Here is a 26,815-nt window from a genome sequence, read left to right as displayed (position 1 = left end):
AATAATAAGTGAAAAAACTCAACCTCATGGGCGCCTTCCAGACGTTTGGCGGTGCGATGGCGGTGCCAATAGCCTTCCTGCCGTTTACCGGTTTGCTGCTGGCCGTCACCAATATTCTGACCATGCCGGAGATCATGGGATCGCTGGCCAGTCCGGAGTCTAATTTTTATAAGGTAATGACCATCCTGAAGTCCGGTGGCTGGACCATATTCCGCAACTTCCCGCTGCTGTTCTGCATGGCATTGCCGATCGGGCTGGCGCGATCGGCCCAGGCGCGCGCGGCGCTGGTGGCCTTTTTCGCCTATATGGCCTTTAACTACTTCACCAGCAGTATTCTGACCTTCTGGGGGCCAGATTTCGGCGTCGACTTTAGCCAGGAGATTGGCAAAGAGAGCGGCCTGACGATGATCGGCGGCATCAAAACCCTGGATACCAGCATTGTCTTCTCCCTGCTGGTGGGGGGGATCGTCACCTGGATCCACAACCGCTTCTTCGAGAAGAAACTGCACGATTACCTGTCCATCTTCCAGGGGATGGCGCTGGTGTTTATCATCGCCTTCTTCCTGATGCTGCCGCTGGCGTGGCTGACCTGCCTGCTGTGGCCGAAAGTGCAGCTGGGCATTAACGCCATGCAGACCTTCTACATTGGCGCGGGCGTGCCGGGGATGGGGATTTTCACCTTCATTAATCACTTCCTGGTGCCGACGGGCCTGCACCGCTTCGTCTACTTCCCGTTCTATTTTGGCCCTGCGGTGGTGGATGGCGGACTGTACACCTACTGGATTGAGCACGTGGCGCAGTTTGCCGCCTCGCCGATCCCGCTGAAAGAGCAGTTCCCGGCGGGGGGCTATAGTCTGGAAGGTAACATCTGCGTGTTCTGCTCCATCGGGGCGGGGCTGGCGATGTACTCCACCGCGCATAAAGATCAGAAGCGTAAAGTGGCGGCGCTGATTTTCCCGGCGATCATCACCGCGGTCACAGTGGGGATCACCGAACCTATCGAGTTTACCTATCTGTTTATTTCACCGCTGCTGTTTGCCCTGAACGCGCTGGTGGGGGCGGTACTCTGTATGGTGCTGTATATGGCGGGGGTGGTCGGCTTTATGGGCGGCGGCTTGAACGACATGATCCTCTTTAATTGGGTGTTCTACGCCCAGAACCACGCCAACCTGATCTGGATCCACATTGCGATCGGTCTGACCTTTGCGGCGATCAACTTCTTTGTCTTCCGTTTCGTGATCCTGCGCTACAACATCATGACCCCGGGGCGCAATCCGGATGAAGCCGAGGTGCGTCTGTATTCGAAGCAGGATTATCGGGATAAAAAAGCGGCGGGCGTCCAGCCGGATCGCGAGAAAGCGATCGCCATCCTGAACTGCGTCGGCGGTGCGGATAACGTGGATGTGATCAGCAACTGCCAGACCCGTCTGCGGCTGGTGGTGAACGATCCGTCCCGGGTGCTGGACGACCACGCGCTAAAAGCTGCCGGTGCGCTGGGGACAATCCGCAGCGGCAATAACCTGCAGATTGTGATTGGTCTGTCGGTGACGGTGGTGAAGGAATTCTTCGAAGCCGAGGTGATGCGCGAGCGGGAACGTGGGCGCGATGCCCCTGAACCGCAACCCGCGGGCTAACGGAAAACGGGGCATGATGCCCCGTTTTTTATGCCTGCAGGAAGGCAGGGAGTTGCGACAGCAGGAACAGAATCAGCCCGATGGTGCCGCCCACCAGCGTGCCGTTGACGCGGATAAACTGCAGATCCTTGCCGATGTTCAGCTCAATTTGCTGGGACATGTCCTTCGCATCCCAGCCTTTTACCGTGTCGCTGATGTGGCGGGTGAGGAAGGCGGCAAACTCCGGTGCCACGCGGTGCGCCGCCTGCTCCAGGTGCTCGTTGAACGAGGCGCGCAGGCTGGCGTCGGCAATCAGCGTTTCGCCGAACCACAGCCCGGCATTGGCAAGGCGCTGCTTCACCCGCGAGTCGTCGCTCTGCATATCCGTCTTCAGCCACTGGCGCAGATCGGTCCACATCTCGCCCAGATAGCGGTTAAAGGCCTCGTCATTTTTCAGGTAGTGTTTAATGTTTTCCGCTTTTTCGGCGGTCTGCGGATCGTTTTTCAGGTTGTCGATAAACTTCATTACCGCGCGATCGAACGCCTGACGGATCTGGTGAGTACGGTCGTGGCTGATGTCATCCAGCAGGGTGTTCACGGCGTCCGACACCAGCTCGGCGCTTTGATCCCCCAGCCATTCGGTCGGCAGGATTTTTGATTTGTTCGGGTGCTCGGTCTTCAGCCAGTGGACGATCTGCGCGGCGATAAAATCCCGGGTGCTGTCGCGCTGGATCAGGTCGATCAGCCGGTTGATGATCGCATCCAGCAGCACCTGATGGCGGTTATTTTTGGTCATGCTCTCCAGCATGATCGCGCTGGTTTGGCTGAGATCGACCTTATCAATCGCCTTATGCACCGCGCGCTTGAGCAGCTGCTGAATGCGCCCGTCGTCGGTGAGCTCCAGAAAACCGCTCATCACCTGGATCAAATGCTGCCCGACGCGCTGGGCGTTTTCCGGCTGGCTAAACCATGTCCCGATCATCTGCGCCGGTTCATGGCGGCGGATCAGCGTGACCAGCGACTGGGTATCGAGAAATTTCTCCTGCACGAACTGGCCAAGATTGTCGCCAATCCGGTCTTTATTACGCGGAATAATCGCCGTATGGCGCGAGATAAACGGGATCGGCACCCGGCGAAACAGGGCGACAACGGCGAACCAGTCCGCCAGCGCACCGACCATCGCCGCCTCGGCAATGGCCTTCACGCCACGCACCCAGAAGGTTTGCGGCAAAAAGAGGGTGACGATAAAGGTCGCGACGGCAATCAGCAGTAACGACAGCGCTAACAGCTTGGCGCGTTTGAGTTCAGCGAGTTTTTCCATAGGGTTAAGGATAGAGGGAGGTGTGTTGAAAAAGCAAAAATAAGGTATGGGTGTCATCGAGAGGTGGATTATTCCTGAAGCCGCATTCCATTTTTGATTGAAATTACAGCGGGTAGCGTGTGTATTGCACTGCATTTGTATATTCTTTTTTGTATATACAATCCAGGGAGGGTGCACTATGCTAACGGAGTTTGAGTGGGATACCAGGAAGGCCAAAAGTAATCTGCAAAAGCACGGGGTTCGCTTTGAGGATGCGGTGTTAATTTTTGACGATCCTCACCATTTATCCCTGCAGGAGCGATACGAAAACGGTGAGTTTCGCTGGCAAAGTATCGGGCTTGTGGGCGGCGTCGCTGTGATTTTGGTTGCACACACGATTCGTTTTGAAAGTGGCTATGAAGTGATTCGCATCATCAGCGCACGTAAGGCAGACAGAAGAGAGAGGATTCGTTATGAGCGTGGTTAAACATAAACGTGGCGACGCACCCGTCATGAGCGCCAGACGTGAGGCAGAACTCAAGGCGCTGGCAAATAAACCTGATGAGGACATCGACTATAGCGATATCCCTGCAACGATGGATGAAACCTGGTCCGAGGCGGTGCGCGGCAAATTTTATCGCCCTTTAAAAACGCAGGCCTCAGTGCGTATTGATGCTGATGTCATGGAGTGGCTGAAGAGGCCAGGAAAGGGCTATCAGACCAGGCTTAACGCCATCCTGCGCGAAGCGATGCTTCGCGATCAAAACAAGAATTAACTCCCGGTGGCGCTGCGCTTACCGGGGCTACGGATTGTATTCCCCGGCCTGATAAGCGCAGCGCCATCAGGCGTTTCCTTTGCGCTTAGAGTGGCGCCAAAAATCGCCATAAGATCCCGCCGCCAAACATCAGCAGCACCGCCCCTGCCGCGCGTTCGATTTTCCACACGCAATATTTCAGGCGCTGTTGCACAGCGGGCAAGGTAATCAACGACACCACCGCCAGATCCCATACCAGCACCACCATCACCATCCAGATCCCACTTACCGACTGCTGAAGAAGCGTGACGTCCGGGCCGAGCAGGGCGGTCACCAGCGCCAGATAAAAAAGCGCGTTTTTCGGATTTAACACTGCGGAACCCAGGCCGAGCAGGAGCTGCCTGCGCCAGGAGGGGCAGACAGCTTCTGCGCGCTCAACGGCGAGCGTGGTGGGCCGGCTTTGCACCAGTTGCCAGCCTATCCACAGCAGGTACAACGCGCCCAGCAACTCAATAGCACTGAACAGCAGTGTGAACTGGCGCAGCGCGCTCCAGCCCACTATCACCAGCAGAATGTAGAATCCGTTGCCCGCGGCGATCCCCACGCACAGCCCGGCGCTGCCGCGCAGGCGGTGGCGGGCAGCGAAGCCCATCAGCAAAAAGAAATCCGGACCGGGGCTGAGCAGGGCGACAAAATGCGCCAGCGCGAGGGCCAAAAAAGCGGGCGGGAAGAGAGTGGTAAACAGTTCCATAGTGACCTCATCAGCAAAACTGAGGTCAGGCTACGCCGACGCGAGCGCTAATTATTGTCGGATATTGATCGCCCGGTGGCGTACTGGCGAGGGGTAGCGGCCGTGTAGCTGACAAAGGTTTTATGGAAATGGCTCTGATCGGCAAAGCCGCTCTGGTAACTGACGTCTGCGATGAGATCCCCGGCACGCAGGCGCGCTTTGGCGAACTCTACTCTGGAGATGGCCAGAAAGGTGCCGGGCGTCAGGCCGGTATCCTGTTTAAAGGTTCTGATAAGCGTCTCTTTGCGCAACGAGAAGCGCCGGGCTAAAACGTCCAGAGAAGGCGGTTCCTGCAGGCTGTGGCGTAACGTTTGCAACAGGGCAAGGCTGGATGGACGAAGGGCATCAGGCGGGGCGCTATTTGCTGCCAGCCCGGACAGCAGGGCACCGATCGCCTCGGGCGACAGCGTCTCAACGACCGTCAGATACTGGCGGAACAGCGCCTCATTGCGGATCACCTGCATAGCGGGCTGAAGGTCAGTCTCCAGATACAGCATATGGTAGCTGCGGGGTTGCCCGGCAACGGGGTTACAGCTGTGCGGCAGATGCGCGGGGATGATAATCAGATCGCCAGGATAAAGGGTGAACGGCTCGCCGTTGCAGGTGCAGCAGGTTTGTCCCTCCAGGATGGCGCCAATGGAAAGTTGCGCATGGCTGTGGCGTTTATACGCCTGGGTGCTTTGCCAGGTGCTGCGTAGCTCTACGCCGGGCTGGCGACGGAAGGTCTGATTGACGTGGCGCGTGTAGGTCATGGTGGCTACCTGTGCGAGGGGACAGGTGCTTATAGCATGGGGCGGCGGAAAAGTCTGATAGTGGTCCTCACTACAGCCTGTATACCCAACTTTACCTTCATACCCGGCCATGTTGACTACCCTTAATAGCCTGTGTAGTCAAAAAGGAGGCAATAATGGCCTATCAGACAGTGAATCCTGCTAACAACAAACTCATCAAAGAATATCCTTCTCATACTGATGCTGATGTCGAGGCGGCGCTGAAAACAGCCGATGCGCTCTATCACTCCGACTGGGCGAAAGGCAGCATCGACAAACGGCTGCCGGTGCTGCACAAGCTGGCGGATCTGATTGACTCCCGTAGCGAAGAATTGGCGAAAATTGCCAGCGTGGAGATGGGGAAACTCATCGAGCAGAGCCGTGCCGAAGTGAAACTCTGCGCGCAGATCGCTCGCTACTATGCCGATAACGCGAAGCAGCACCTTGCCCCGGTAAAATACCCCTCCGAACTCGGCGAAGCCTGGGTCGAGCATCATCCCATCGGCGTGGTGATGGCGGTTGAGCCGTGGAACTTCCCCTATTATCAGCTGATGCGCGTGCTGGCTCCGAACCTGGCGGCGGGTAACCCGGTTCTCGCTAAACATGCCAGCATCGTGCCGCACTGTGCAGAGACTTTCGCCCATCTGGTGCGCGAAGCCGGTGCGCCGGAAGGGGCATGGACTAACCTGTTTATCTCTCAGGATCAGGTGGCCAGGATCATCGCCGACCCGCGCGTGCAGGGTGCTGCCCTGACCGGATCCGAGAAAGCCGGTAGCGTGGTGGCCGCGCAGGCCGCGAAGCACATCAAAAAATCGACCCTCGAACTGGGCGGTAACGATGTGTTCGTGGTGCTGGACGATGCGGATCTGGAGAAGGCCGTAAAAATCGGCGTTAACGCGCGGCTCGCCAACGCCGGGCAGGTCTGTACCGCCGCCAAGCGTTTTATCGTGCATGAAAAAGTGGCTGAGCAGTTCCTGACGAAATATACCGAGGCCTTCAAACAGGTGAAGATCGGCGATCCGCTGGATGCGAGCACCACATTGGGGCCACTGTCATCGAAAGACGCGCTGGAGACCCTGACCAAACAGGTTAACGAGGCGGTGAAAAACGGGGCGACGCTGCATTACGGCGGCAAGCCGGTCGCGCGTGAGGGCAGCTTCTTTGAGCCGACGATTTTGACCAACATCACCCGCGATAACCCGGCGTATTTCGAAGAGTTCTTCGGCCCGGTGGCGCAGGTCTACGTGGTGAAAAACGATGAAGAGGCGGTGAAACTGGCCAACGACTCGCACTACGGTCTGGGCGGCGCGGTGTTCAGCAAAGATATTGAACGCGCCAAAAAGATGGCGTCGAACATCGAAACCGGGATGGTGTGGATCAACTGGCTGACCGATACCGCAGCCGAGCTGCCGTTCGGTGGCGTTAAGCGCTCCGGCTACGGACGCGAGCTGTCGGACCTGGGGATCAAAGAGTTTGTGAACCAGAAGCTGGTGGTGATCCGCCGCTAATTATGCGGCCTGATGCCCTCTCCCAGCGGGAGAGGGAACCGTCCGCGGGCTTATTTACGTAACCCCGCAAACCCCGCCCTGATCTCCTCTTCCGGCAGCTGGATACCGATAAACACCATCACACTGTGCGGCGTTTCATCGCCCCACGGGCGGTCCCAGTCGGCGCTGTACAGGCGCTGTACGCCCTGGAACAGCAGGCGGTTCGGCTCACCGTCGATCCATAGCATCCCTTTGTAGCGCAGCAGTTTGTCGGCAAACGACAGCAGCAGGTTCTCCATCACGCGCGACACGTCGCTGATGTCCACCGGATAATCCAGCTCGACCACAATCGACGAGACGTCGTTTTGCTTGTCGGCCATAAAGTGAAAGCGCGGTTTCGCGGTGACGTTCTCTTCCAGCATAAAGCCGTTGGTGTTAAACAGCTGCGTCAGGTCGATATCGCCATGCGTGACGGTGTAAATCGGCGCGCGGGCGTTGATCCGCGTCAGGCGTTCGCGCAGCTTTTCGCTATCGCCCGCCACGTCGGTTTTGGTTAGCAGAATGCGGTCGGCGTAGCCTACCTGCGACTGGGCAATGGTGAACTGGTTCATCTGCTCATCGGCGTGAACCGCGTCGACCAGGGCGATCACCCCGTCCAACAGGTAGCGCTGGCAGAGGATCTCGTGGGAGAAAAAGGTCTGAATAATCGGGCCGGGGTCGGCCATACCGGTGCATTCGATTATCAGGCGGTCGAAAGCGATATCGCCGCGATCGCGGCTGTCGAGCAGGTCGAGCAGGGCGTCTTCCAGCTCGCTGGAGCGGGTGCAGCAGATGCAGCCGTTGGTCAACGTTTTGATCTGGGTGGCGCGATCGCCAATCAGCTGATCGTCAACGGACACTTCACCGAACTCGTTCTCAATGACCGCGATTTTAAAGCCGTGCTGTTCGTTGAGGATATGGCGCAGCAGGGTGGTTTTGCCCGCGCCAAGAAAGCCGGTAAGTAGGGTAACTGCAATCGGTGTCATGGTCTCTCCTTTAGCAGCAGCGCACGCCGCCTTCTCCACTTCCGCCGTAGCGCGCTTCCTGGCGCTCGCGGAAGAATTCGCTGTAGGTCATGTACGGTTTATCCGGATGGTTGGTCTTCATATGTTCAACGTAGTTGTCATAGTCCGGAATGCCAATCAGCATTTTCGCCGCCTGACCGAGGTATTTTTTTGCTTCGCCTAAGTTACCAAACATTATGTCATCCAGATATAAAAAGCCCGGGAACGTCAGTCCGCCGGGCTTGTGTTTCCCCTCACCCCGGCCCTCTCCCCAAAGGGGCGAGGGGGAAAGACCGCGCCGTACGGTTCCCTCTCCCCTTTGGGGAGAGGGTTAGGGTGAGGGGTAGGATTAATGGTGTGAAGAGGTCTTCACGCCGCCTTCCGGTACCGGAACGTATGGCGTTTCGTTATCGGTACGACCGTCGGCGTTACGCACGGCGATCCAGGTTTTGACCCCGTAGAAGATAATGCTGTACACCACCACCAGGAACAGAATGCTTAACGCGGCGTTGGTGTAGTTGTTCACCACGATATGGTTCATGTTGGCAATCTGCTGCGCGGTCAGTTCACCCGAGTCTGCGGCAATCTTCGCTTTGTACTGGCTCGCCATATAGAAGAACCCTTCCAGCTGCGGGTTGGTGCTGAACAGCTTCAGACCCAACGCCCAGGTGGTGCAGAGCAGCAGCCACAGAGCAGGCACCACGGTCACCCAGATGTATTTGGTGCGCTTCATCTTGATCAGCACCACGGTGCCGAGCACCAGCGCCACAGCCGCCAGCATCTGGTTAGAGATACCGAACAGCGGCCACAGGCTCTTCACGCCGCCCAGCGGGTCAACCACGCCCTGATACAGCAGGTAGCCCCACAGCCCAACGCAGCCCGCGGTGCCCAGAATCCCGGCGACCAGTGAATCGGTTTTTTTCAGGAATGGCACGAAGTTACCCAGCAGATCCTGCAGCATAAAGCGACCCGCACGGGTACCGGCATCCAGCGCGGTCAGGATAAACAGCGCTTCGAACAGGATCCCGAAGTGATACCAGAAGCCCATGTCGGCCATCGGCAGCACTTTGTGGAACACGTGGGCGATACCTACCGCGAGGGTCGGTGCGCCACCGGCACGGTTCAGAACCGAGGGTTCGCCGATGTCTTTGGCGGTCTGCATGATCTGCTCAGGTGAGATCACAAAGCCCCAGGAGCTGACGGTCGCTGCCGCGTGGGTGCTGACGTCTTTCAGCTGCGCCATGATCAGCGCCGCATTGTCGCCACCCATTTCGTGCAGGTTCGGCATGGTAATGCCCAGACCCGCCGGTGGAGTGTTCATTGCGAAGTACAGACCCGGCTCGATGATGGACGCTGCCACCAGGGCCATGATCGCCACGAAGGATTCCATCAGCATCGCGCCATAACCAATGAAGCGGGCGTCGGTTTCGTTTGCCATCAGCTTCGGCGTGGTGCCGGAGGCGATCAGGGCATGGAAGCCAGACACCGCGCCACAGGCGATGGTGATGAACAGGAACGGGAACATCGCGCCTTTCCACAGCGGTCCGGTGCCGTCAATGTACTGCGTCACCGCAGGCATTTTCAGTTCCGGGTTGATGATCACGATGCCGATCGCCAGACCGACGATCACGCCGATTTTCAGGAAGGTCGCCAGGTAATCACGCGGGGCCAGAATCAGCCACACTGGCAGCAGGGCGGAGATAAAGGCATAGCCAATCAGCGCAAAGGTGATGGTGGTGTCTTTAAAGGTCAGCGCCGGGCCCCAGTACGGGTCGTGGGCGATGATGCCGCCAAAGTAAATGGAGGCCACCAGCAGCACAATACCAATCACCGACACTTCGCCCACGCGGCCCGGCCGCAGGAAGCGCATATAGATGCCCATAAACAGCGCAATCGGCACCGTCGAGCAGACAGTGAACACGCCCCACGGACTTTCAGCCAGCGCTTTCACCACGATCAGGGCCAGCACCGCCAGGATGATTATCATGATCAGGAAGCAGCCAAACAGGGCGATGGTGCCCGGCACGCGGCCCATCTCTTCTTTGATCATCTCACCCAGAGAGGCGCCGTTACGACGGGAAGAGATAAACAGCACCATAAAGTCCTGCACTGCACCCGCCAGCACCACGCCTGCGAGCAGCCACAGGGTACCCGGCAGGTAGCCCATCTGCGCCGCCAGCACCGGTCCCACCAACGGGCCAGCACCGGCAATTGCCGCAAAGTGGTGACCAAACAGCACGTAGCGGTTGGTCGGAACGTAGTTCAGGCCGTCATTGTTAATGACCGCCGGGGTGGCGCGCGTCGGGTCAAGCTTCATGACCTTCTGGGCGATATAGAGACTGTAGTAGCGGTACGCCACCAGATAAACCGATACGGAAGCCACGACGATCCACAGGGCACTGACGTGCTCACCGCGGCGCAGGGCCACTACCGAGAGGCAAAATGCGCCGAGGATCCCTATAAGGGCCCAGGGAGCATGTTTAAGAAGTTTTTTCATATCCATAATAAAACCTGGTTTTTTAACGGGTAAAAGGGTCAGGGTTCGGTGTGAGAAATGTTGATTAATGCTGAGGCGATCTTGCCAGAGTGGCGCGCGCGTAAAGGAAGGTAAATCTGTGAGAGGTTATATGGCGGGATGAACGGTCAACAGCGACGGCGAGTGGTTCAGGCTCGCCGCCATCAGGGGATTTTATGTGATTGAGGTCACGGTCTCAGGGGCGGGCTGCGGCTCCTGTTCGACCACGGTTTCCGGCGTCGACAGGGTGTAAGGGGTATCGAGCCAGTCGGACTTACCGTAAAACACGGCGTTGATCTGGGTGTCGTGCAGCAGATGAGCGCGAAAACGCTGGAACAGTTTTTTATCCGGGGTGAAGTCAGTCTGCCAGAACTGAGTTAGCGGACCCTGCCAGGTGAGCCCTTCGATGTCGTACAGCGCTTTGCCCATCACCATCAGCGGCTTGTTGTGGATCAGCGCCGACAGGCCTGCGGTGCTGTTTACGGTAATCACCGCCCGGGTATGGGTCAGCAGCGCGGGCAGGTTCACATCGTGTACATAAATAACCCGCCCCGTAATGCCGTATTTCTCGGTCAGGGTGTTAATTAAGGTGCCGTAATAGCGGTGACCACGATCCATCGGGTGATGCTTAAACACCAGGTGCCGCTCTTTCGGCGCATGGCGGGCAAATGAGCGGATCACGGTTTCGATATATTCACGCACGTCTTTGTACGGGCTGTGATGAATAATCTGGCTGTCGTTGTAGACCTGCAAAATCGCCAGGTAATATTCGTTATCCAGCGTGCCGGTGATATGGCTCAGCATATGGCGCTGCTGCCAGCGGTACCACAGCTTACGGCGACCGGCACGGAACCAGCATTGCATCTCGTACCACGGGGAGAACGACTTATGGTGACGGTAGCCCCGGTAGCGATGGCGACCAAACCAGCCCGCCGCGTAATAGAGCATGGCATGGGCGGCACGGTTAAAGGAGCTCGGTTTCCATGGCGTCGGCGTTTTCACCTCGGGCAGCGGCTGGTCGCGATAATACTTCGCATCGATGGGCATTGAGGAGAAGGCGTTCACCCCCCCTTTTTCCAGGGTGATGTAGAACGGGCGGAAATAGCCCTCCTCAAACGCGAGGAAATCGATGGCTTTGCTGCGCGCCCACTTTTTCGCTTCGATGTGCATTGGACGGCAGTCACCAAAACAGACGATGGTGTCGAAGGGGTAGGTTTTGTGTAATTCGCGCAGCCAGAAGGCAAAATTCTTCACGGAGCCGGTGTAGTGCAGCGCGGTCTCTTTCGCGGCATACCATGAGTCCCCGGCATTAAAGCAGACCTGCTTGACCTCGCGACGGCTGTTCTGCAGCCAGGCAGCCAGACGCGAAAAACAGGGGCCCATAGGTCCTTGTAATAACAGATATCGACGGCCATTCAATAAGTGGCGGATAGCTTGCTCGTCCATTGTGTTTCCCAGATCGGTTCCGTTGATAAATCAAATCAGTAAGCGGCTTTAATGACGTCTTTCTTTAATGAAGCGGGACAAAGAGGCGCGGGGCTGCAGAGTCTGTGCGAGATAGCTCAGCTTGATTTGCCAGCGCTGCCAGCGGCTCGATTTTTGCGATGAGGCTTTTTTTTGCCCTGCCAGCTGGCGGATCAGCTGCTCCGGGCTCATCCACAGGCCGCTTTGCCAGTCGATATACAGCGGATAGGCAACCAGCGTCATATACACCAGCGCCGCCAGCGGCAAGGTACGTTCCCGACGAGGCGCGGGATGACGATCTTCGGTCAGTCCCCAGCCGCTGTAGAACGGCTGGCCCCAGGTGGTGACCTTCACGCCCTGGACCAGCGCCTCGAAGCCACTGAGCGAGGTCATGGTGTGCAGTTCGTCCACGTGCGGATAGAGGCTGGTGAGGCCGAGATCCAGCACCTGGCTGTCGACGCATTGCGCCAGACAGGCGGCGGAGATCGCCCCGGCCCGGTTACCCGCCACCACATCCGGATGCGGTTTAAACAGGATATGCGCTTCCGGTCTGGCCTCGCGCACTGCCCACAGCAGCTGCTCGTTGCTGCGAATCACCGGGCTGCCGGTCAGGATCGAGGCATCGCCGTCAACCTGGCCCACCACCAGCACCAGCGGGCGACCATCGTCAGGCGGCGTAAACTGCTGGGCGGTGCCGACGTTGTACTTGCTGACGCCGTGCTGCTGGAGCAGTTCCACCAGCGCGGCACCCCGTGCCAGCACGTCGTGGGTCAGCGGCAGGGCGTTGAGCTGCTGCTCGAGCCTGCTCGGCTGACGACTGTCAAAATAGATCCCCACCGGATCGATCGATAACGAAGACGGACGGCACAGGTTAGATCCCAGCCCTCGCGAACGGATAAAACCGTCTTCCACCCGAATCGCGTTGGTCAGTTCCGGATGGCGCGCGCCCCACACCAGCACCTGTTCGTCTGCCGCAAGCCGTGCGGGCGGAGTGCGCACAAAGCACAGCTCGGTGGCCAATGGGTGGCAGAAGGCATGCATAAAGGCGCGCTTCCACAGCGAGAATCCCACCAGGTACAGGCGGCGATAGCGCGGGGCAGGGTGCTGCTGGCGGGCAATAATCGCCAGCACCTCTTCCACTTCGCAGCGCTGGCCGAGCACCGGATCCAGATAGCGGGGATACAGAATCAATGCTGCGGCGACTAACTGCGCAACGCTGACCTGCGCCTCGCGTCGCGCGCAGGTTTTGCTGTCCTGTGTCAGCCCCCAGCCGGCATAAAACGGCATCCCGAAGCAGTGCACCGCTTTGCCCAGCAGCAGGGCTTCAAAACCCATCTGCGAGGAGACGGTGTAGACCGCCTCAACTTCATTCAGCAGGGCGTGGGGATGGCAGTGATCGGCGACCACTTCGACATCGTCCAGTTCCAGACGCGCCAGCACGCCGTTTTTCTTACCGAGCCGCGTGTCCGGGTGGGTGCGCAGCAGCAGGCGGGCACCGGGATGGTCGCGCCGGGCGGCGGCCACCATCGCGATAAAATCGTCTTCCGTGGCCAGCGCGCCGGGAATGGACATATCCCCTGCCACCTGGTCGATCAGCAACACGTTAGGGCGCGGGTCATTGTGCAGGCGGGTCGCCAGCGCATCTGGCACGCCGCTGCCTGCGGCGTAGCAGTTGTATTTGGTGATGCCCAGGCGCAGCAGTTCATTAATCAGCGATTCGGCGCGCGCCAGCATCGCGGTGTTGCAGGGCACGGCAATCAGCTGTTCAAGCTGGCTCGGCTGGCGGGCGTCGTAATAAATACCCACCGGGTCGGCAATCAGCGAGACCGGCAGTCCCGCACGGGCGGGATGGCCGATATAGCCGATAAAACCGTCTTCCAGCTGCCAGTAGGGCAGGCCGAGGTCGTGGGCTTTTTGTTTGATTTTATGGGTGTTGGGTTTTTGGCCCCAGCCAACCAGGGTATCGTCGTCGGCAAGCTGAATGTCGGTCTTGAAAAGATGCAGCGGGCGACCAAGCAGCGGTTCAATCTGCGCTCTTCTGCCCAGGATCCCTGTTGAACCTGTATAAAATTTCATTTTTGCTCTGTGCAGGAGAAAGCGCCCCGCGTCGCTGCGGGGCGTGGAACTTAGTTGAAGTACTCTGCGTCCGGGAAGGATTTAGCAATGCTGTCTTTGGCGGAAGTGAGGATCTCGCTGTCGATTTCTGGCCATGCGATAGCAATGGTCTCGTCGTTCCAGCGGATGCCGCGGTCACTTTCCGGCGCGTAGTAGTTGGTGGTTTTGTACAGGAATTCTGCGGTGTCGCTCAGGGTCATAAAGCCGTGGGCGAAGCCTTCCGGGATCCACAGCTGGCGCTTGTTTTCGCCAGACAGATGCACGCCTACCCACTGACCAAAGGTCGGGGAGCTTTTGCGGATATCCACCGCCACGTCGAACACTTCACCGGCGACACAGCGCACCAGTTTGCCCTGCGCATGAGGTGCCAACTGGTAGTGCAGACCGCGCAACACGCCTTTAGAAGACTTAGAGTGGTTGTCCTGGACAAAGGTCACACTGCGGCCAATGGCGGTTTCAAACTGCTGGTGGTTAAAGCTCTCGAAGAAGAAACCACGGTCATCGCCAAATACTTTTGGCTCAAAAATAAAGACGTCGGGAATTGCGGTCTGGATAACATTCATGATTACGGCCTGATTGATAAATGGGGCATGACGCCCCAGGTAAACGGTGATTACTTAAGCATTTTCAGCAGATACTGGCCGTAAGCATTCTTCGCCAGCGGGGCGGCTAATTTGCGCACCTGGTCGGCATCGATAAACTTCAGACGGTAGGCAATCTCTTCCGGACAGGCCACTTTCAGCCCCTGACGGGTTTCGATGGTCTGAATAAAGTTGCTGGCCTCAATCAGGCTCTCGTGGGTACCGGTATCCAGCCAGGCGTAGCCACGGCCCATCATCGCCACCGACAGATCCCCTTGCTCAAGGTAGATGCGGTTAACGTCAGTGATCTCCAGCTCGCCGCGTGGCGATGGCTTCAGGCTCTTGGCAATTTCTACGACGCGATTGTCGTAGAAGTAGAGACCGGTAACCGCGTAGTTGCTCTTCGGCTCCAGCGGCTTCTCTTCCAGCGAGATCGCGGTGCCTTCGTGGTTGAACTCCACCACGCCGTAGCGCTCTGGATCGTGCACGTGATAGGCAAAGACGGTGGCACCCGCGGTTTTAGCGGCAGCATCGACCAGCTGTTTTTGCAGGTCGTGACCGTAGAAAATGTTATCGCCCAGCACCAGCGCGCAGTCGTCTTCGCCGATGAACTCTTCACCGAGGATAAAGGCCTGCGCCAGGCCGTCCGGGCTTGGCTGCACGATGTACTGCAGGTTCAGGCCCCACTGGCTACCGTCGCCGAGCAGTTGCTCAAAGCGCGGCGTATCCTGTGGGGTGCTGATGATTAAGATGTCGCGGATCCCCGCCAGCATCAGGGTGCTCAGCGGGTAGTAGATCATCGGCTTGTCATAAATCGGCAGCAGTTGCTTGCTGACGGCCATGGTGACGGGGTAGAGACGGGTTCCGGAACCACCGGCCAGGATAATACCTTTACGTTTAGTCATGATGCTTCATTCTTCTGTGTGCATTTACAGGGAAGGGTGGCGCGGCCACACCTCGACGTTAGTCCATGTCGGTAAAGCAAGGCGGTCCTTGCTCTTCACTTATTTCCCGAGGATCTCGGTCAGCATACGATCAACGCCAACCGTCCAGTCCGGCAGCGTCATCCCGAAGGTGCGCTGGAACTTGCTGGTATCAAGGCGTGAGTTATGCGGCCGTTTTGCCGGTGTCGGGAATGCACTGGTCGGCACAGCATTCACCTGGGTCACGGCCAGCTCAACGCCAGCCGCTTTCGCAGTGGCGAACACACGTTGAGCATAGTCGAACCAGGTGGTAGTTCCTGAGGCAATCAGGTGATAAAGACCTGCTACCTCGGGTTTATCCTGAGCGATGCGGATCGCATGGGCCGTGCAGTCGGCCAGCAGTTCTGCCCCGGTCGGCGCACCAAACTGATCGTTGATGACCGACATCTCGCTGCGCTCTTTACCAAAGCGCAGCATGGTTTTGGCAAAGTTCGCGCCACGGGCGGCGTACACCCAGCTGGTACGGAATACCAGATGGCGGGAACAGAGCGCGGCAGCCTGTTCGCCCGCCAGCTTGGTTTCACCGTACACGTTCAGCGGAGCGGTCTGGTCAGTTTCAACCCAGGCTTTGTCACCGCTGCCATCGAACACGTAGTCGGTGGAGTAATGCACCAGCCACGCGCCCAGCGCTTCGGCTTCTTTGGCGATGGCGGCAACGCTTGTGGCGTTAAGCAGCTCGGCAAAGTCGCGCTCGGTTTCAGCTTTGTCGACCGCGGTATGCGCGGCGGCATTGACGATTACGTCTGGCTTCAGCAGACGCACGGTCTCGGCTACGCCCGCCGGGTTGCTGAAATCACCGCAGTAGTCGGTGGAGTTAAAATCCACCGCCGTCACGCGGCCCAGCGGTGCCAGCGCACGCTGCAGCTCCCAGCCGACCTGGCCATTTTTTCCGAACAGCAGAATATGCATTATTTACGCCCCTGATAGTTCTGCGCGATCCAGTCCTGATAGCTGCCGCTTTTGACGTTGTTCACCCACTGCTGGTTATCCAGATACCACTGCACGGTTTTACGGATGCCGGACTCGAAGGTCTCCTGCGGCTGCCAGTTCAGCTCGTGGCTCATTTTGCTGGCATCGATAGCATAGCGGCGGTCGTGGCCTGGGCGGTCGGTCACGTAAGTGATCTGATCGCGGTAAGAACCTTCTTTTGGCACGATCTCATCCAGCAGGTCGCAGATGGTGTGTACCACATCGAGGTTTTGCTTCTCGTTGTGGCCGCCGATGTTGTAGGTCTCGCCGATTACGCCAGTGGTCACTACGGTGTACAGGGCGCGGGCATGGTCTTCAACATACAGCCAGTCGCGGATCTGATCGCCTTTGCCGTAGATTGGCAGCGCTTTGCCGTCCAGCGCGTTCAGAATAACCAGCGGGATCAGCTTCTCCGGGAAGTGATACGGGCCGTAGTTGTTGGAGCAGTTGGTCACGATGGTCGGCAGACCGTAGGTGCGACGCCAGGCGCGAACCAGATGATCGCTGGAAGCTTTGGATGCGGAATACGGGCTGCTTGGCGCATACGGGGTCGTTTCCGTAAACAGCGGCAGTGCTTCGCCGGTGCTCACCTCGTCCGGGTGCGGCAGGTCGCCGTAAACTTCATCGGTAGATATGTGGTGGAAACGAAACGCCTGCTTGCGGGTTTCATCCAGCTCGCTCCAGTAAGCGCGGGCGGCTTCGAGCAGCGTATAGGTGCCGACGATGTTGGTCTCGATAAAATCGGCCGGGCCGGTGATGGAGCGATCCACATGGCTCTCGGCGGCGAGGTGCATAACCGCATCCGGCTGATGAGCGGCAAAGACCCGATCCAGCTCAGCGCGGTTACAAATATCAACTTGCTCAAAGGCATAACGGTCACTTGCTGCGACGTCGGCGAGCGATTCCAGATTGCCTGCATAGGTGAGCTTGTCCAGGTTGATCACCGCATCCTGGGTATCACGAATAATGTGGCGAACCACCGCAGAACCGATGAAACCGGCACCGCCCGTTACTAAGATTTTCATAAGTGAGAGTGACTTTTTTTATTGGTTAATAGGAACACCCGTACAATACCTTTTTTTATCCGTTCAGGCATTGTTTGGCTGCCGGCAACATATGAATACCAGGCCTGAAACGCGTTCAGAATTGACGCTTCCCTGTGCCGTTCTGTTTTAATTCATTAATGCGTAAGTGAATTCCCGGGCATTATTTGCCAGCTGCTGACGCCGCTTATCGGAATTTACTAACAGTGACAATGCGTCAATCCACTTCTGCGGATCGTTACTCAGCAGTACACCATTGCTATTTTGCTCGATAAATTCACTGTACGGCGCGCAGTTACTGTAAATCCCCACCGCGCCCATACGAACAAAATCATAAAATTTTACCGGGCCTCTTGCCAGATTAAAGGCTGAGTCCAGCAACGGCGCCAGCCCGATATCCACCCGATGATGCCGGGTATAATCGAGATAGTTCTGCCAGCTCATTGGATGCAATACTGTGACCCGGGGCAAATCGCGATAAAGTTTGTAGATCTCGTGCTCGCCAAAGATCTCGAAACTGGCCTGCGGGCACTGCATCAGTACGCCTTCGACCACCTCTCGCAGCCAGTACTTCTCTGCCTGATGCGAACTGGATCCGTGGTAGGCGATTTTTACAGGTCGTCGCACTTCAAGCAATCCGGACGTGGGCATTGCGGGCACAACGTCGGGGTTAAGGTGCGCATACTTGTTTGCCAGATACGGCGTCGAGACCCAGATGTTATCGCAGTGGGAGGTGATCCAGCGGTGCTGGGCCGCAGAGCGACGGATGATTTTGGTCCGGTAGGCTTTAGGTAACGCCTCTAACGCGGAGGGATCGAACAGATCATCATCCATAAAATAGACCACCTGCGAGAGGTCATCGATATTGCGTGCAATCTCGCGCTGCCATAGCGTCGAGATAAAGCGGATCACCACCAGCGCCGCGCCTTTATCAACGGTAATGGCTGGCGTGGTTAACGTATCCACCAGCAGACATTCGGCTTCGGGAAAACGGCTTTTGATCGCCTCTTCAAAATAGGCCAGCGTTGGGGAATTCCCTTCATGCAAAATCAGTAGCGAGCGACATTCAGACCCGCTGTCGGACTGATTATCGCTTTGCTTGTTCAACTTCAGATACGGTTTAAAGAGTGCCTTTCTGATCAGTTCGTCCATGGCAACACCACATTAGGAGCATGACTTAACGAGAAATCGGGTCGGTCATAGCTCAGGTTGGGATTGTAGGCAGGATCATGCTGGAGCCGCTTCGCCCAGCGCTTTTTCATGTAGTTCAGTTCGCCCTGCGCACGTGCCAGCTGCTGCGGGGTAATGTCTTTGCCGCGGGATACCGACTCATGGTGGTAAAGCTCGGCATACGGGGTCCAGACGATGCGCCAGCCCGCTTCGCCAACGCGCAGACAATAATCCACATCGTTAAATGCCACCGGCAGATTGACCTCGTCTAACCCATTAAGGCTAATAAACAGCGAGCGATGGGTCAGCAGGCAGGCTGCTGTGACGGCAGACAGCTCCTGAGCGCTTACCGCCCTGCGCTGGTAACCGGGTTCATCGGCAGACAGGCCTGCATGCAGGTGATCGGCGCAGCCCCCAGGCCCGACGGCATCGCCTGCATGCTGTACCCGACCATCGCCATAAAACAGCCGTGCGCCAACCACACCAACGCCAGGTCGCAGCAGATGGGCGACCATCTCTTCCAGCCATTCCGGGTTCATCACTTCGGTGTCGTTGTTCAGCAGGCAGATAAGTTCGCCCGTAGACGCATGTACCGCTGCATTGTTAATCGCCGAGTAATTAAACGGATGATCCCAGGCGATAACCCGCACCCCGTACTGACGGGTGATGTGGGCGAGATAAGCCAGGGTTTCGGGATCGTCGCTCTGGTTATCCATCACCAGGATCTCAAGATCGGGGTAACGGGTTTGCTGCACCAGACTCTCGATGCAGGGCCGTAAATGCGCCAGCCCGTTACGGGTGGGGATCACAACCGAGACGCGCGGCAGTTCTGCCGGCAGCGGCCAGCGCCAGCGGCAGATGCCGTGCGGCGCGGGCTCTAGCGTTACCCCTGCCGGGAGCGGCGGAAACTGACCCGCCAGGGTGTGATAATCATCCTGCTGCAACGCTGTTTCCGGCAGGTGCATCAACAGGGCAGGGATGTGCGCAATCTCGTCTGCCTGGTGCTGGTGGGCCAGCTGTAACCACCTGTGGTGGCACTCGGACGCGTTGTTTGGCACGTCGAGATGACCCTGTTCCCGCCATAGCCCGCACCAGCCGATGTAGTTCTGGCTGTGGAGCAGGGTTTCATTCCAGTCCGGCTTGAAGTTAGGCGAGTGGCGCTTGCCTTTTTCATCCAGCAGATCGTGATCGCCATAGACCCATTGGGCCTGCGGGGTCTGGCGCAGCTGATGCGCCAGCCACACTAACGCCGCCGGTGCGAGCACGGCCCCTGCGGGGATCGCCCACTGCCATTCGCCAACGGGCCGCTGAGTGGCTGATTCCACCACGGTGATATGACTTGCCGGGTAATGCAGGGCCGTGATGCTGGCAAGGGTGCGCTGGCGTGCTGCCTCATCGGTGCCGTTGACCAGATGCAGGCAGACGTGGGGCAGATTTTTCCAGCGGGCCAGCTGGCGGGCGATCATCCGCTGTTCGCCAGGCTGCACGGCATCAAAGTTTGCCAGCCAGTGTTCGTAGGCGTGCAGCGGCCTGTCGTCGCGGATCTTGCCGACCAGCTGGTAAGCCTGCTGTAAATCGGTGAGCCAAAGGTGCCACGCCAGCCCCAGCCGTTTGCGTTTGTGTGCGCTCAGGCGCTGATAAAAAGGCCACACCCGGCGCAGGCGACGCCAGCGGCTTTCACCCGCCGACACCCGCGAAAAACGGGTGATCGCCAGTTCGCACTCCACCCCTTCACTGCTGGCGAGCAGCGCCAGTTGGCTCACGCCTATCGGCAGCCAGACCAGTTCCTGCAGCGTGCCGCGACGCGTGACCGGGAGAGTCTGTTCATGCCAGCTCCCCTGGTGGCCCTGCCAGCGTAGCCGGGTTTCTCCCCGGGACTGGCGGGCGCGCAGGGTGCCCTGAATCAGAAACCAGCCCGCGCGTAATGTCGATGAGTCGGGCAGCGTCAGAGGCTGCCAGTGGCCATTGCTTTGCATAAGAAGATTTTCAGCCCACAGTGGGGCAACCCCGTCCTGGCGTTTGTCGAAAATGATAAGAAGAAAAGACGTTGTGCAGGTTTAGCCGATTAGCTTTTTCACCCGCGAAGCCAGCCAGGAATCGTTTTTCTGTGGGCTTTCTTCTTCTGGCAGGGCATCGAGTTGCGCTTGCAGCGCGGCCATTTCTGCTTTGACTTTGGGGGCGAGAGAGGCTGCCAGCAGACAGGTCTCATCGTTGCGGTCATGGGCTTTGAAATAGGCTTTGTGTTTAACCCGGTTAGCGGTGGCGGCACTGCCGCGCAGGTGCTTCCCGAGCAGGAATTCTTCGAGCGATTTCACCGCGTAATGGTTAACCCGCACGCCGTTCCACAGCACTTCGGCGCTGACGCCATTACCGTGCTTAGGATGCAGGACCAGATCATTTCCTGACGCATCGATATAGCGGCCAAAGCGCAGGTCGGCGTGATGGGGATTGTTAAAATGGTTCACGCGTTCAGGTTTCACCACGCTTTTAAAGTTGTGGTGAACATTAAATTTAAAAGGCGCTCTTTTAGTGAACCGCTCGGTTACCAGCCCTTCTTCGGCAAAGAGTTCGCCATTTGAGCCAAAATTAGACCAGTTCAGAGCAATCGCACTGACGCTTTCATCGTTGAAATGCGAGCTAAAGTAATCGACTAGATTCAAATCGGACGATAAAGGTAATAAAAATTCATCAGCATCGATAAAGGCGAGCAGGTCAATCTCGCGTGCACAGCTGCGTAGAATGCGCTCGTAGGCTGGGAGCTGCGGTTTTTGATCTCTGATGGTTGGAAAGTCGAGTACTGTTACGATTCCAAGCTTAGCCAGACCTTCCAGTAGATCGCGAGAACCATCATTACTGCTATTATCCGCAATAATAAAACCTGTTATCCCCAGAGTTCGATGATAGGCAATCCACTCAAGTAAAGCACCAGATTCATTTTTTACAATTGCTGCAATAAATATATTCAACGTAACGTCTCAAGAAAGTTCTGATGAAGGGCAACTGTATTCATAAGCAAATTTCCTGTATACAGACAACTAATCTTGTTCTTTAATTATATTTAAGAAAAGCTTGTGAAAATAATTGTAGCATCAGTAATATACTTTAATCGCGTAATATATAAACACTGTTGCCCTTAAAACGTGCGGGAAGTAATATGGAAATTATTACTTCTGATAAGCATTCAAGTTTATCGTTATTGAATAACGTAGTGCTTACTTCAAGTTGCAATGACTATTCTGAAATTTCCATATTTCTTCAGCAAGTAAGAAATCATCAGGCCAATCAATGTCTAAAGATTTCATTTTTTCTTGAATATAGATAAATGGATGCTTGCCGATTCGATCAGAAAATTCTTTATAATTATTAGCACTTGAAACAAATGCTCCGCTATCAATCTCAAAGAATGGTTTGATGTTTTGAGTCATCGGCCATTTTAACTCATCTCTGTTATAGCTAATAGGACTTGTTTCATTCCATATGAACCCCTGTAACTTATGTGCAGTCATCAGAGAATCATAACCTTGTTGCATATTAAAGAAATATGCCTCAATGATTTTTTGATAATCATGCTCATTAATAAATGGGGAGGTGACATGAGTCCATAATATGTGTTCATCATGAACAATCGAAGGTACATATCTAATCAGTTCATCTGTTGTTGTAGAACTACTTCCCAAATAGTCCGGTCTTTCATCTATAATGATTCTGGAGTCTTTATCTATGCTAACAAGCTCTAAAATCCTTTCATCGTTTGATGAAACCACGATTGAATTAATTAGAGTGCATTTCTTAAGCTGATTTAATTTTATACTTAATAAACCGCCTTTAATATTAGCAAAGTCTTTTATATTCTTGTCTGCAATTCGTTGACTCCCTTTGCGGCAAGGAAGAAATGCTGTAATCATTGTATCTCACTCCATGAATTAATGACTCTATTGCCACTATTGGTAGTAAGCAATCTAAGACTATCCTTTACATTCGAATACGGGGTGTATGCGATGAAGTCTATGTTGTTTTTTGTTGCTGCCTCAAAATCAGAAATGGCATCTCCAATCATGACCGCATTCTTTGACTGTTCATTAGTTAAGATCTTAAGAATTAAATTATATTTAGTTTCAGGTGAGCCGTAAATTTTTGAAAATAAACAACCCAAGCCTCTTTCTGCGAAGGCTTTAATTAGCCCAGATTCCTCCGAACCACTTGCAATATATTTTTTTCCATCTAGTGAAGAAATGAAGTCAATAAACCCAGGTGTTATTTCGGCTTTTAAATATAAATTATGACACTGTTCTGAGAATCTATTGAGAATTTCAATTCGGATTGTGTCTATCCTGTTTTGTTCAATGTGTAAGAATTTCTCGATGAAAACGTCTACATGATGAAAACGAGATAAACCGAAATTATTTCTGAAATAATCAATGCATTGATCAATCTGTGGTGCTTCAAAACAAAGATCACGCAATGCTTCTTCCATTGCGTCAATTTTTAGCTGGTTTGAATTTAAAATAACACCATCACAATCAAAGATATAAATATTATAATTATGAATGGACTGCATAAATAGAACCTTGGGAGATTGGGTATTCTGTTGGTGTGAGGGAAATGAGCTCGGCAGAGTCATTCAATTGTTTATATTGGCTAATAATATCCAGCATTTCCTGCTGACGGCTATCGCCTTTCTCATATCCATCAAAACCAATCAGTTTTATTGACTCTGGGTTAGCCATGGCTAATATTCCGAAGACATAAGCACTGGTTAAATCATACGGAGAATTCACAACGCACTCATCAACAGAAAATGTATTAGAGTTGCTATTGAATCCTACATCGATGATATCTAAGTGCACAATAGAGGACATTTCTTCTGTGCTAAAACGATGCTTTGGTAAGATTACAGGCTTACTTAATGATTTATATTTTTCAAATTCAGAAAGGAACTTAACGTTATGGGATAGAACAATGTAATCTACGATTGATTCATCAATGAACTGACTTAAGTTAACGGATAATACAATTGGTTTCTTGGTCTTAATATAAAGTTCAATAGATTTTTTATAACGAGAGCATGAACTCCCATTAGCAATTACTAACACTTCTTTGCCCTGGAATTTGTTAATAAATGCATCTGTACCTGTTGGCTTATCTGAATCAGTATTGAAGTTGAGTGCAGACTCAAGTACTGATCCATTATAAGACATTGTTCCTTCGAGATTGCTTAAATAGTTAATCGCTCCTACAATCTCATCTGTTCCATAGTGGTTGTTAGATAACAGATTCTGGATGTAAGTTGGATGGACATCATTTTGCGCGCCAAGGAAATATAGTAAATTGCTGCCCCAGCCATATTCTCGCTGCATTCCTTCAAAGTGCCGAATTACAAGGTCATAAATTGGCGAAGGATCGTATTTATTTGTTTCACGAACTAAGGTAGCTAGTAAATTTTCGGTTGGAGTATTCCCGGCTCCTCGACCCATACCAGTGATGGTTGTGTCTAACCAGGTAACATCATTCTTCATAGCTGAAAGAGTATTATCCAGGCCTTTGCCCATATTATTATGGGTATGAATTCCTATTGGCCCATTCCATTCTGTGCGAAGTGCTCTAAGAATTCTCTCAACTTCAGTGCCATCCATATTGCCCAATGAGTCAGCAAAATAAAGAACATCAATCACGCCCCATTCTTTTGCTTGCTTGGCTTTATCTGCAATAACATGATCTGGTTTTCCACCAGCCTGCATAAGGTTATAACCAACAATATAACCCATATCTTTTAATTTCTTAACAATCGGAGCTGAATGTTCAACTTCGTTAAAATGTGCAGCAACTCTGACTAATTTTATTTTACTGTTTTTCGCAGGTATAAATAATTTTTCAACAGCTTCTTCTATACTCATTGGTGCTTTAAGAATAGTTTTTGCATCAACCATAACACCATATATTGGGCCTTCAGGAAGGCTCAACGTATCCAAGTGTTGTTCGGTTGTATATGCATATGCGCCTAAAAAACCTGACTGGGGAAAATTTCTCAGTCCTAACTCTACATAATCAATCTTTGCTTCTGATACAGCTTTTAAGTATGCATCTACCACGATTTCTTGGAAATCCCAGTTATTGTAGTAGCCGCCATCACGTAAAGTACAATCTAAGATAAACATAAGCAATTCCTAATAAAAGTCCGATTTAAAGATTCTTTGTAAGTATAAATATCAAAGTCATCAAGTGAATCTGTTTTTAATGAGTGCTGCAGGACTGCATACACAAATAAAAAACATGGTATATCATTCGTAATTTCAGATGCTAACTCTGATGGAACTAAGTGTTTTATATTAGATAGCTCATAATGCATTTTCTCCTTCCAGTTGGATTTTTCAACGTACACTTTTATTTTTGTTTGTTCAGGCTCATTTTTAGATTCTGAAAATACAATAATTCGTCTATCATCCTTCCTTTTTGTAAATAATGCATCATCAGCCCTTGATAATTGAAAATTTAAACTTCCAGAAATAATTCCTTTTGCTATGTAGAGATTTACTGTTCTAAAAAAAGTACTATTCCCGGTTATGACAGTAGGCGTTGGACAATGTAGTTTTTTATCAATGTCGTATTTCATTTTCAGGCTGGCGACGAAACTATCAATAACTGATTGGCCAGTAAAAATGTTAAATAAAAAATTATACCCAAAGATAGATGGGTGTAAGCTTGAATCAATGTACAAGTATTCTAAATTTAATTTATCAAGTTCACTTAAGGTGATTGTGTTATCACTATATCTATTCTGGATAAAATCATAATTCCAAAGTGGATGGTTATACTCTCCGTTATTTGTATATTTTTCTGATTTTTTATTAATGAACTCACGCAAATATAAATCCCAAAAAACAAGTTTTACATTTGGTAGTTCAGATATTTGATCAAGAGCAAGTAAGGATTTATCGAGAAGTATTGAATCATTAGTATTATTAATATTGTCTTTACTTATTCCCAGATATCTCTTTAACTGCTTGTTAAAAAATCCATTTCCAAATCTAAAATCACCAACCAGAACATAGATTTCATCATATTTATGCCCCGAATCTTTCAAAAAGGATAGAAGCTCATCATCCCAGATTGGTAAGCCTCCTATTGCATATGAGTCAAAGCACGGTAATTGTGTTAGTACATTCTTAAAGAGGTGTTGCCAGCGCACTATGTGTGAAGGACCAACTATACATTTTCTATTATTAATGCTTCCTGACATCTAGTTTTTCCCTGATGGACTTAAAGAACTGCACCTTATGCTCTAATCCCCGAAAGCGGATAAATAATGGTGCAAAGTCTATAGGTTTATTATTTCCATTGAATGAGGAAACTCTTGTTGCAGAATGAATATTATTCTTCAGACATCTGGTTGAAGAAATTAAACTCAATTTTCCTAATTCAAGTAATGCAGTGCAATCCGAAAGTTGCCCTAATAACCAATCATTTCTTGGGTTATAAATATCGAGAAGCGCATTTCGAGAGAAAACGAACTGAGAAAGAAGGAGATTGCCAGCTAAATCCCACTGTTCATTGTTGATATAAATAAGAGATAAAAGAACCATCCCTTGAATGGCGTTCCAATAGCATAATGGATTTAGATTTACTCTATGATAATTTTGCTTAACTAAGTTAAGAAACTCCTCTGCTTCTTTTGTGCGATCAGTCGCTATCAATAACATTGCCATAGTTGCGGCAGATGATACAAACCAGCGAATAGAGTGTGGATTGGTATCATTTACTTTTGAATCGAAGTGTCTTTTTAGATTTACTATCTCTTCAACTAAATAATCCCTGTTCTCGATATCATCAATGATTCTGTATGAGATAATAGTCAGCATCGAACCCAGATAGGGGCAATCATGTGGGATGTTATTAATGTTATTTTTAATAAGGAAAAAGAGTTCATCATTCGTGAATTTACGAGCTCCAGCATTAACAATACTTTCTGTCATATAAAAATCGTTATAGTAGCTTTCTCTGCAAAGTTTGTACTTTTCAAAATCAACCGGAATTCCGTTTACTAAGATCTCGCTCTTGAAAATATCTATGCTTTTTATTGGTATTTTTATTTTGCATGTATCTTCATGTATTATAATTTCATGAGGAGTGGTTAATGGTGTCCCTTTTATTTTAATGTCAGGGTTTTCACATTTGTCTAGTTCAATATACAAGTCATTTTTGTTAATAGTGATAAGCATA

The 26,815-nt window shown here is 53.0% G+C and carries 24 protein-coding genes; 4 read left to right on the top strand and 20 right to left on the bottom strand.

Annotated elements, in window-relative coordinates:
- Positions 1 to 8: 8 nt before the first annotated feature.
- Entirely contained in the window at positions 9 to 1,634 is a 1,626-nt protein-coding gene (locus tag ACRDD5_RS18500) for an alpha-glucoside-specific PTS transporter subunit IIBC (protein WP_438677613.1), read from the top strand.
- 28 nt (positions 1,635 to 1,662) lie between these two features.
- On the opposite strand, the gene ACRDD5_RS18495 is transcribed toward ACRDD5_RS18500, so the two are convergent.
- Positions 1,663 to 2,934 (bottom strand): DUF445 domain-containing protein, encoded by a 1,272-nt coding sequence (locus ACRDD5_RS18495; protein ID WP_438677612.1) that lies wholly within the window; start codon positions 2,932 to 2,934, stop codon positions 1,663 to 1,665.
- A gap of 178 nt (positions 2,935 to 3,112) precedes the next feature.
- On the opposite strand from ACRDD5_RS18495, the gene ACRDD5_RS18490 reads away from it, so the two are divergent.
- Entirely contained in the window at positions 3,113 to 3,400 is a 288-nt protein-coding gene (locus tag ACRDD5_RS18490; RefSeq protein ID WP_271283175.1) for a BrnT family toxin, read from the top strand.
- Positions 3,387 to 3,689 carry a BrnA antitoxin family protein gene (locus tag ACRDD5_RS18485; protein ID WP_271283174.1) on the top strand — a complete coding sequence of 101 codons (303 nt, stop codon included), beginning with the start codon at positions 3,387 to 3,389 and terminating at the stop codon, positions 3,687 to 3,689. The genes ACRDD5_RS18490 and ACRDD5_RS18485 overlap by 14 nt, the downstream gene beginning before the upstream one ends.
- 85 nt (positions 3,690 to 3,774) lie before the next feature.
- Here the strand turns inward: ACRDD5_RS18485 and ACRDD5_RS18480 are convergent, their stop codons facing one another.
- Entirely contained in the window at positions 3,775 to 4,419 is a 645-nt protein-coding gene (locus ACRDD5_RS18480; RefSeq protein ID WP_438677611.1) for a LysE family translocator, read from the bottom strand.
- A gap of 47 nt (positions 4,420 to 4,466) precedes the next feature.
- Positions 4,467 to 5,210, bottom strand: coding sequence for a helix-turn-helix domain-containing protein (locus ACRDD5_RS18475; protein WP_438677610.1), 744 nt, complete (start codon positions 5,208 to 5,210; stop codon positions 4,467 to 4,469).
- Positions 5,211 to 5,365: 155 nt separating this feature from the next.
- Between ACRDD5_RS18475 and ACRDD5_RS18470 the strand changes: the two genes are divergently transcribed.
- Positions 5,366 to 6,736: an NAD-dependent succinate-semialdehyde dehydrogenase gene (locus tag ACRDD5_RS18470; RefSeq protein ID WP_438677609.1), complete on the top strand. Its 1,371-nt coding sequence runs from the start codon at positions 5,366 to 5,368 to the stop codon at positions 6,734 to 6,736.
- A gap of 50 nt (positions 6,737 to 6,786) precedes the next feature.
- Here ACRDD5_RS18470 and yjiA read toward each other — a convergent pair whose 3' ends face one another.
- The 17 genes from yjiA to ACRDD5_RS18385 all read right to left on the bottom strand — a co-directional run bounded on the left by yjiA (position 6,787) and on the right by ACRDD5_RS18385 (position 26,814).
- On the bottom strand, positions 6,787 to 7,740 hold the full coding sequence (yjiA, locus tag ACRDD5_RS18465) for a GTPase (RefSeq protein ID WP_438677608.1): 954 nt from the start codon (positions 7,738 to 7,740) through the stop codon (positions 6,787 to 6,789).
- A gap of 10 nt (positions 7,741 to 7,750) precedes the next feature.
- Complete coding sequence (locus ACRDD5_RS18460) at positions 7,751 to 7,954, bottom strand: YbdD/YjiX family protein (RefSeq protein ID WP_038155920.1); 204 nt, start codon at positions 7,952 to 7,954, stop codon at positions 7,751 to 7,753.
- Positions 7,955 to 8,107: 153 nt separating this feature from the next.
- Positions 8,108 to 10,261: a carbon starvation CstA family protein gene (locus ACRDD5_RS18455; protein WP_438677607.1), complete on the bottom strand. Its 2,154-nt coding sequence runs from the start codon at positions 10,259 to 10,261 to the stop codon at positions 8,108 to 8,110.
- A 186-nt stretch (positions 10,262 to 10,447) separates the two neighbouring features.
- Positions 10,448 to 11,719, bottom strand: coding sequence for a capsule biosynthesis protein (locus tag ACRDD5_RS18450; protein ID WP_438677606.1), 1,272 nt, complete (start codon positions 11,717 to 11,719; stop codon positions 10,448 to 10,450).
- A gap of 48 nt (positions 11,720 to 11,767) precedes the next feature.
- Complete coding sequence (locus tag ACRDD5_RS18445; protein ID WP_438677605.1) at positions 11,768 to 13,813, bottom strand: capsular polysaccharide biosynthesis protein; 2,046 nt, start codon at positions 13,811 to 13,813, stop codon at positions 11,768 to 11,770.
- Positions 13,814 to 13,863: 50 nt separating this feature from the next.
- Positions 13,864 to 14,415 (bottom strand): dTDP-4-dehydrorhamnose 3,5-epimerase, encoded by a 552-nt coding sequence (rfbC, locus tag ACRDD5_RS18440; RefSeq protein WP_271283166.1) that lies wholly within the window; start codon positions 14,413 to 14,415, stop codon positions 13,864 to 13,866.
- 50 nt (positions 14,416 to 14,465) lie between these two features.
- The gene (gene rfbA / locus ACRDD5_RS18435; RefSeq protein WP_271283165.1) at positions 14,466 to 15,338 is read right to left on the bottom strand and encodes a glucose-1-phosphate thymidylyltransferase RfbA; all 873 of its coding nucleotides are present in this window, start codon (positions 15,336 to 15,338) and stop codon (positions 14,466 to 14,468) included.
- Between the two features lie 99 nt (positions 15,339 to 15,437).
- Positions 15,438 to 16,325, bottom strand: a complete 888-nt coding sequence (rfbD, locus tag ACRDD5_RS18430; RefSeq protein WP_438677604.1) for a dTDP-4-dehydrorhamnose reductase — start codon at positions 16,323 to 16,325, stop codon at positions 15,438 to 15,440.
- On the bottom strand, positions 16,325 to 17,410 hold the full coding sequence (gene rfbB, locus ACRDD5_RS18425; protein ID WP_271283163.1) for a dTDP-glucose 4,6-dehydratase: 1,086 nt from the start codon (positions 17,408 to 17,410) through the stop codon (positions 16,325 to 16,327). The genes rfbD and rfbB overlap by 1 nt, the downstream gene beginning before the upstream one ends.
- 147 nt (positions 17,411 to 17,557) lie before the next feature.
- A complete protein-coding gene (locus ACRDD5_RS18420; protein WP_438677603.1) occupies positions 17,558 to 18,580 on the bottom strand; it encodes a glycosyltransferase family 1 protein in 1,023 nt (340 codons plus the stop codon).
- On the bottom strand, positions 18,568 to 20,574 hold the full coding sequence (locus ACRDD5_RS18415) for a glycosyltransferase family 2 protein (protein WP_438677602.1): 2,007 nt from the start codon (positions 20,572 to 20,574) through the stop codon (positions 18,568 to 18,570). Before ACRDD5_RS18415 ends, ACRDD5_RS18420 begins: the two co-directional genes overlap by 13 nt.
- 81 nt (positions 20,575 to 20,655) lie before the next feature.
- Positions 20,656 to 21,564 (bottom strand): glycosyltransferase family 92 protein, encoded by a 909-nt coding sequence (locus tag ACRDD5_RS18410; RefSeq protein WP_438677601.1) that lies wholly within the window; start codon positions 21,562 to 21,564, stop codon positions 20,656 to 20,658.
- A gap of 246 nt (positions 21,565 to 21,810) precedes the next feature.
- Positions 21,811 to 22,503 carry an acylneuraminate cytidylyltransferase family protein gene (locus ACRDD5_RS18405; RefSeq protein ID WP_438677600.1) on the bottom strand — a complete coding sequence of 231 codons (693 nt, stop codon included), beginning with the start codon at positions 22,501 to 22,503 and terminating at the stop codon, positions 21,811 to 21,813.
- Positions 22,500 to 23,156 carry an HAD family hydrolase gene (locus tag ACRDD5_RS18400; protein ID WP_438677599.1) on the bottom strand — a complete coding sequence of 219 codons (657 nt, stop codon included), beginning with the start codon at positions 23,154 to 23,156 and terminating at the stop codon, positions 22,500 to 22,502. Before ACRDD5_RS18400 ends, ACRDD5_RS18405 begins: the two co-directional genes overlap by 4 nt.
- Positions 23,140 to 24,753, bottom strand: a complete 1,614-nt coding sequence (locus ACRDD5_RS18395) for an aldolase catalytic domain-containing protein (RefSeq protein WP_438677598.1) — start codon at positions 24,751 to 24,753, stop codon at positions 23,140 to 23,142. The genes ACRDD5_RS18400 and ACRDD5_RS18395 overlap by 17 nt, the downstream gene beginning before the upstream one ends.
- Positions 24,741 to 25,835, bottom strand: coding sequence for a hypothetical protein (locus ACRDD5_RS18390; RefSeq protein ID WP_438677597.1), 1,095 nt, complete (start codon positions 25,833 to 25,835; stop codon positions 24,741 to 24,743). Before ACRDD5_RS18390 ends, ACRDD5_RS18395 begins: the two co-directional genes overlap by 13 nt.
- A complete protein-coding gene (locus tag ACRDD5_RS18385; protein ID WP_438677596.1) occupies positions 25,819 to 26,814 on the bottom strand; it encodes a hypothetical protein in 996 nt (331 codons plus the stop codon). The genes ACRDD5_RS18390 and ACRDD5_RS18385 overlap by 17 nt, the downstream gene beginning before the upstream one ends.
- Position 26,815: the final 1 nt, after the last annotated feature.

The organism is Silvania sp., from assembly GCF_051656365.1.
Classification (GTDB): domain Bacteria; phylum Pseudomonadota; class Gammaproteobacteria; order Enterobacterales; family Enterobacteriaceae; genus Enterobacter; species Enterobacter hatchlandensis.
This window is presented reverse-complemented; position numbering and strand designations above follow the sequence as displayed.

Excerpts from the sequence above, each read along its gene's own strand:
- ACRDD5_RS18420 (WP_438677603.1), bottom strand. The coding sequence starts at position 18,580 with ATGGACGAACTGATCAGAAAGGCACTCTTTAAACCGTATCTGAAGTTG.
- ACRDD5_RS18415 (WP_438677602.1), bottom strand. The coding sequence starts at position 20,574 with ATGCAAAGCAATGGCCACTGGCAGCCTCTGACGCTGCCCGACTCATCG.
- ACRDD5_RS18400 (WP_438677599.1), bottom strand. The coding sequence starts at position 23,156 with ATGCAGTCCATTCATAATTATAATATTTATATCTTTGATTGTGATGGT.
- ACRDD5_RS18405 (WP_438677600.1), bottom strand. The coding sequence starts at position 22,503 with ATGATTACAGCATTTCTTCCTTGCCGCAAAGGGAGTCAACGAATTGCA.
- rfbD (WP_438677604.1), bottom strand. The coding sequence starts at position 16,325 with ATGCATATTCTGCTGTTCGGAAAAAATGGCCAGGTCGGCTGGGAGCTG.
- ACRDD5_RS18480 (WP_438677611.1), bottom strand. The coding sequence starts at position 4,419 with ATGGAACTGTTTACCACTCTCTTCCCGCCCGCTTTTTTGGCCCTCGCG.
- ACRDD5_RS18395 (WP_438677598.1), bottom strand. The coding sequence starts at position 24,753 with ATGTTTATCTTAGATTGTACTTTACGTGATGGCGGCTACTACAATAAC.
- rfbA (WP_271283165.1), bottom strand. The coding sequence starts at position 15,338 with ATGACTAAACGTAAAGGTATTATCCTGGCCGGTGGTTCCGGAACCCGT.
- rfbB (WP_271283163.1), bottom strand. The coding sequence starts at position 17,410 with ATGAAAATCTTAGTAACGGGCGGTGCCGGTTTCATCGGTTCTGCGGTG.
- ACRDD5_RS18450 (WP_438677606.1), bottom strand. The coding sequence starts at position 11,719 with ATGGACGAGCAAGCTATCCGCCACTTATTGAATGGCCGTCGATATCTG.
- ACRDD5_RS18445 (WP_438677605.1), bottom strand. The coding sequence starts at position 13,813 with ATGAAATTTTATACAGGTTCAACAGGGATCCTGGGCAGAAGAGCGCAG.
- ACRDD5_RS18390 (WP_438677597.1), bottom strand. The coding sequence starts at position 25,835 with ATGTCAGGAAGCATTAATAATAGAAAATGTATAGTTGGTCCTTCACAC.
- ACRDD5_RS18455 (WP_438677607.1), bottom strand. The coding sequence starts at position 10,261 with ATGGATATGAAAAAACTTCTTAAACATGCTCCCTGGGCCCTTATAGGG.
- rfbC (WP_271283166.1), bottom strand. The coding sequence starts at position 14,415 with ATGAATGTTATCCAGACCGCAATTCCCGACGTCTTTATTTTTGAGCCA.
- ACRDD5_RS18475 (WP_438677610.1), bottom strand. The coding sequence starts at position 5,210 with ATGACCTACACGCGCCACGTCAATCAGACCTTCCGTCGCCAGCCCGGC.
- ACRDD5_RS18490 (WP_271283175.1), top strand. The coding sequence starts at position 3,113 with ATGCTAACGGAGTTTGAGTGGGATACCAGGAAGGCCAAAAGTAATCTG.
- ACRDD5_RS18385 (WP_438677596.1), bottom strand. The coding sequence starts at position 26,814 with ATGCTTATCACTATTAACAAAAATGACTTGTATATTGAACTAGACAAA.
- ACRDD5_RS18470 (WP_438677609.1), top strand. The coding sequence starts at position 5,366 with ATGGCCTATCAGACAGTGAATCCTGCTAACAACAAACTCATCAAAGAA.
- yjiA (WP_438677608.1), bottom strand. The coding sequence starts at position 7,740 with ATGACACCGATTGCAGTTACCCTACTTACCGGCTTTCTTGGCGCGGGC.
- ACRDD5_RS18485 (WP_271283174.1), top strand. The coding sequence starts at position 3,387 with ATGAGCGTGGTTAAACATAAACGTGGCGACGCACCCGTCATGAGCGCC.
- ACRDD5_RS18495 (WP_438677612.1), bottom strand. The coding sequence starts at position 2,934 with ATGGAAAAACTCGCTGAACTCAAACGCGCCAAGCTGTTAGCGCTGTCG.
- ACRDD5_RS18460 (WP_038155920.1), bottom strand. The coding sequence starts at position 7,954 with ATGTTTGGTAACTTAGGCGAAGCAAAAAAATACCTCGGTCAGGCGGCG.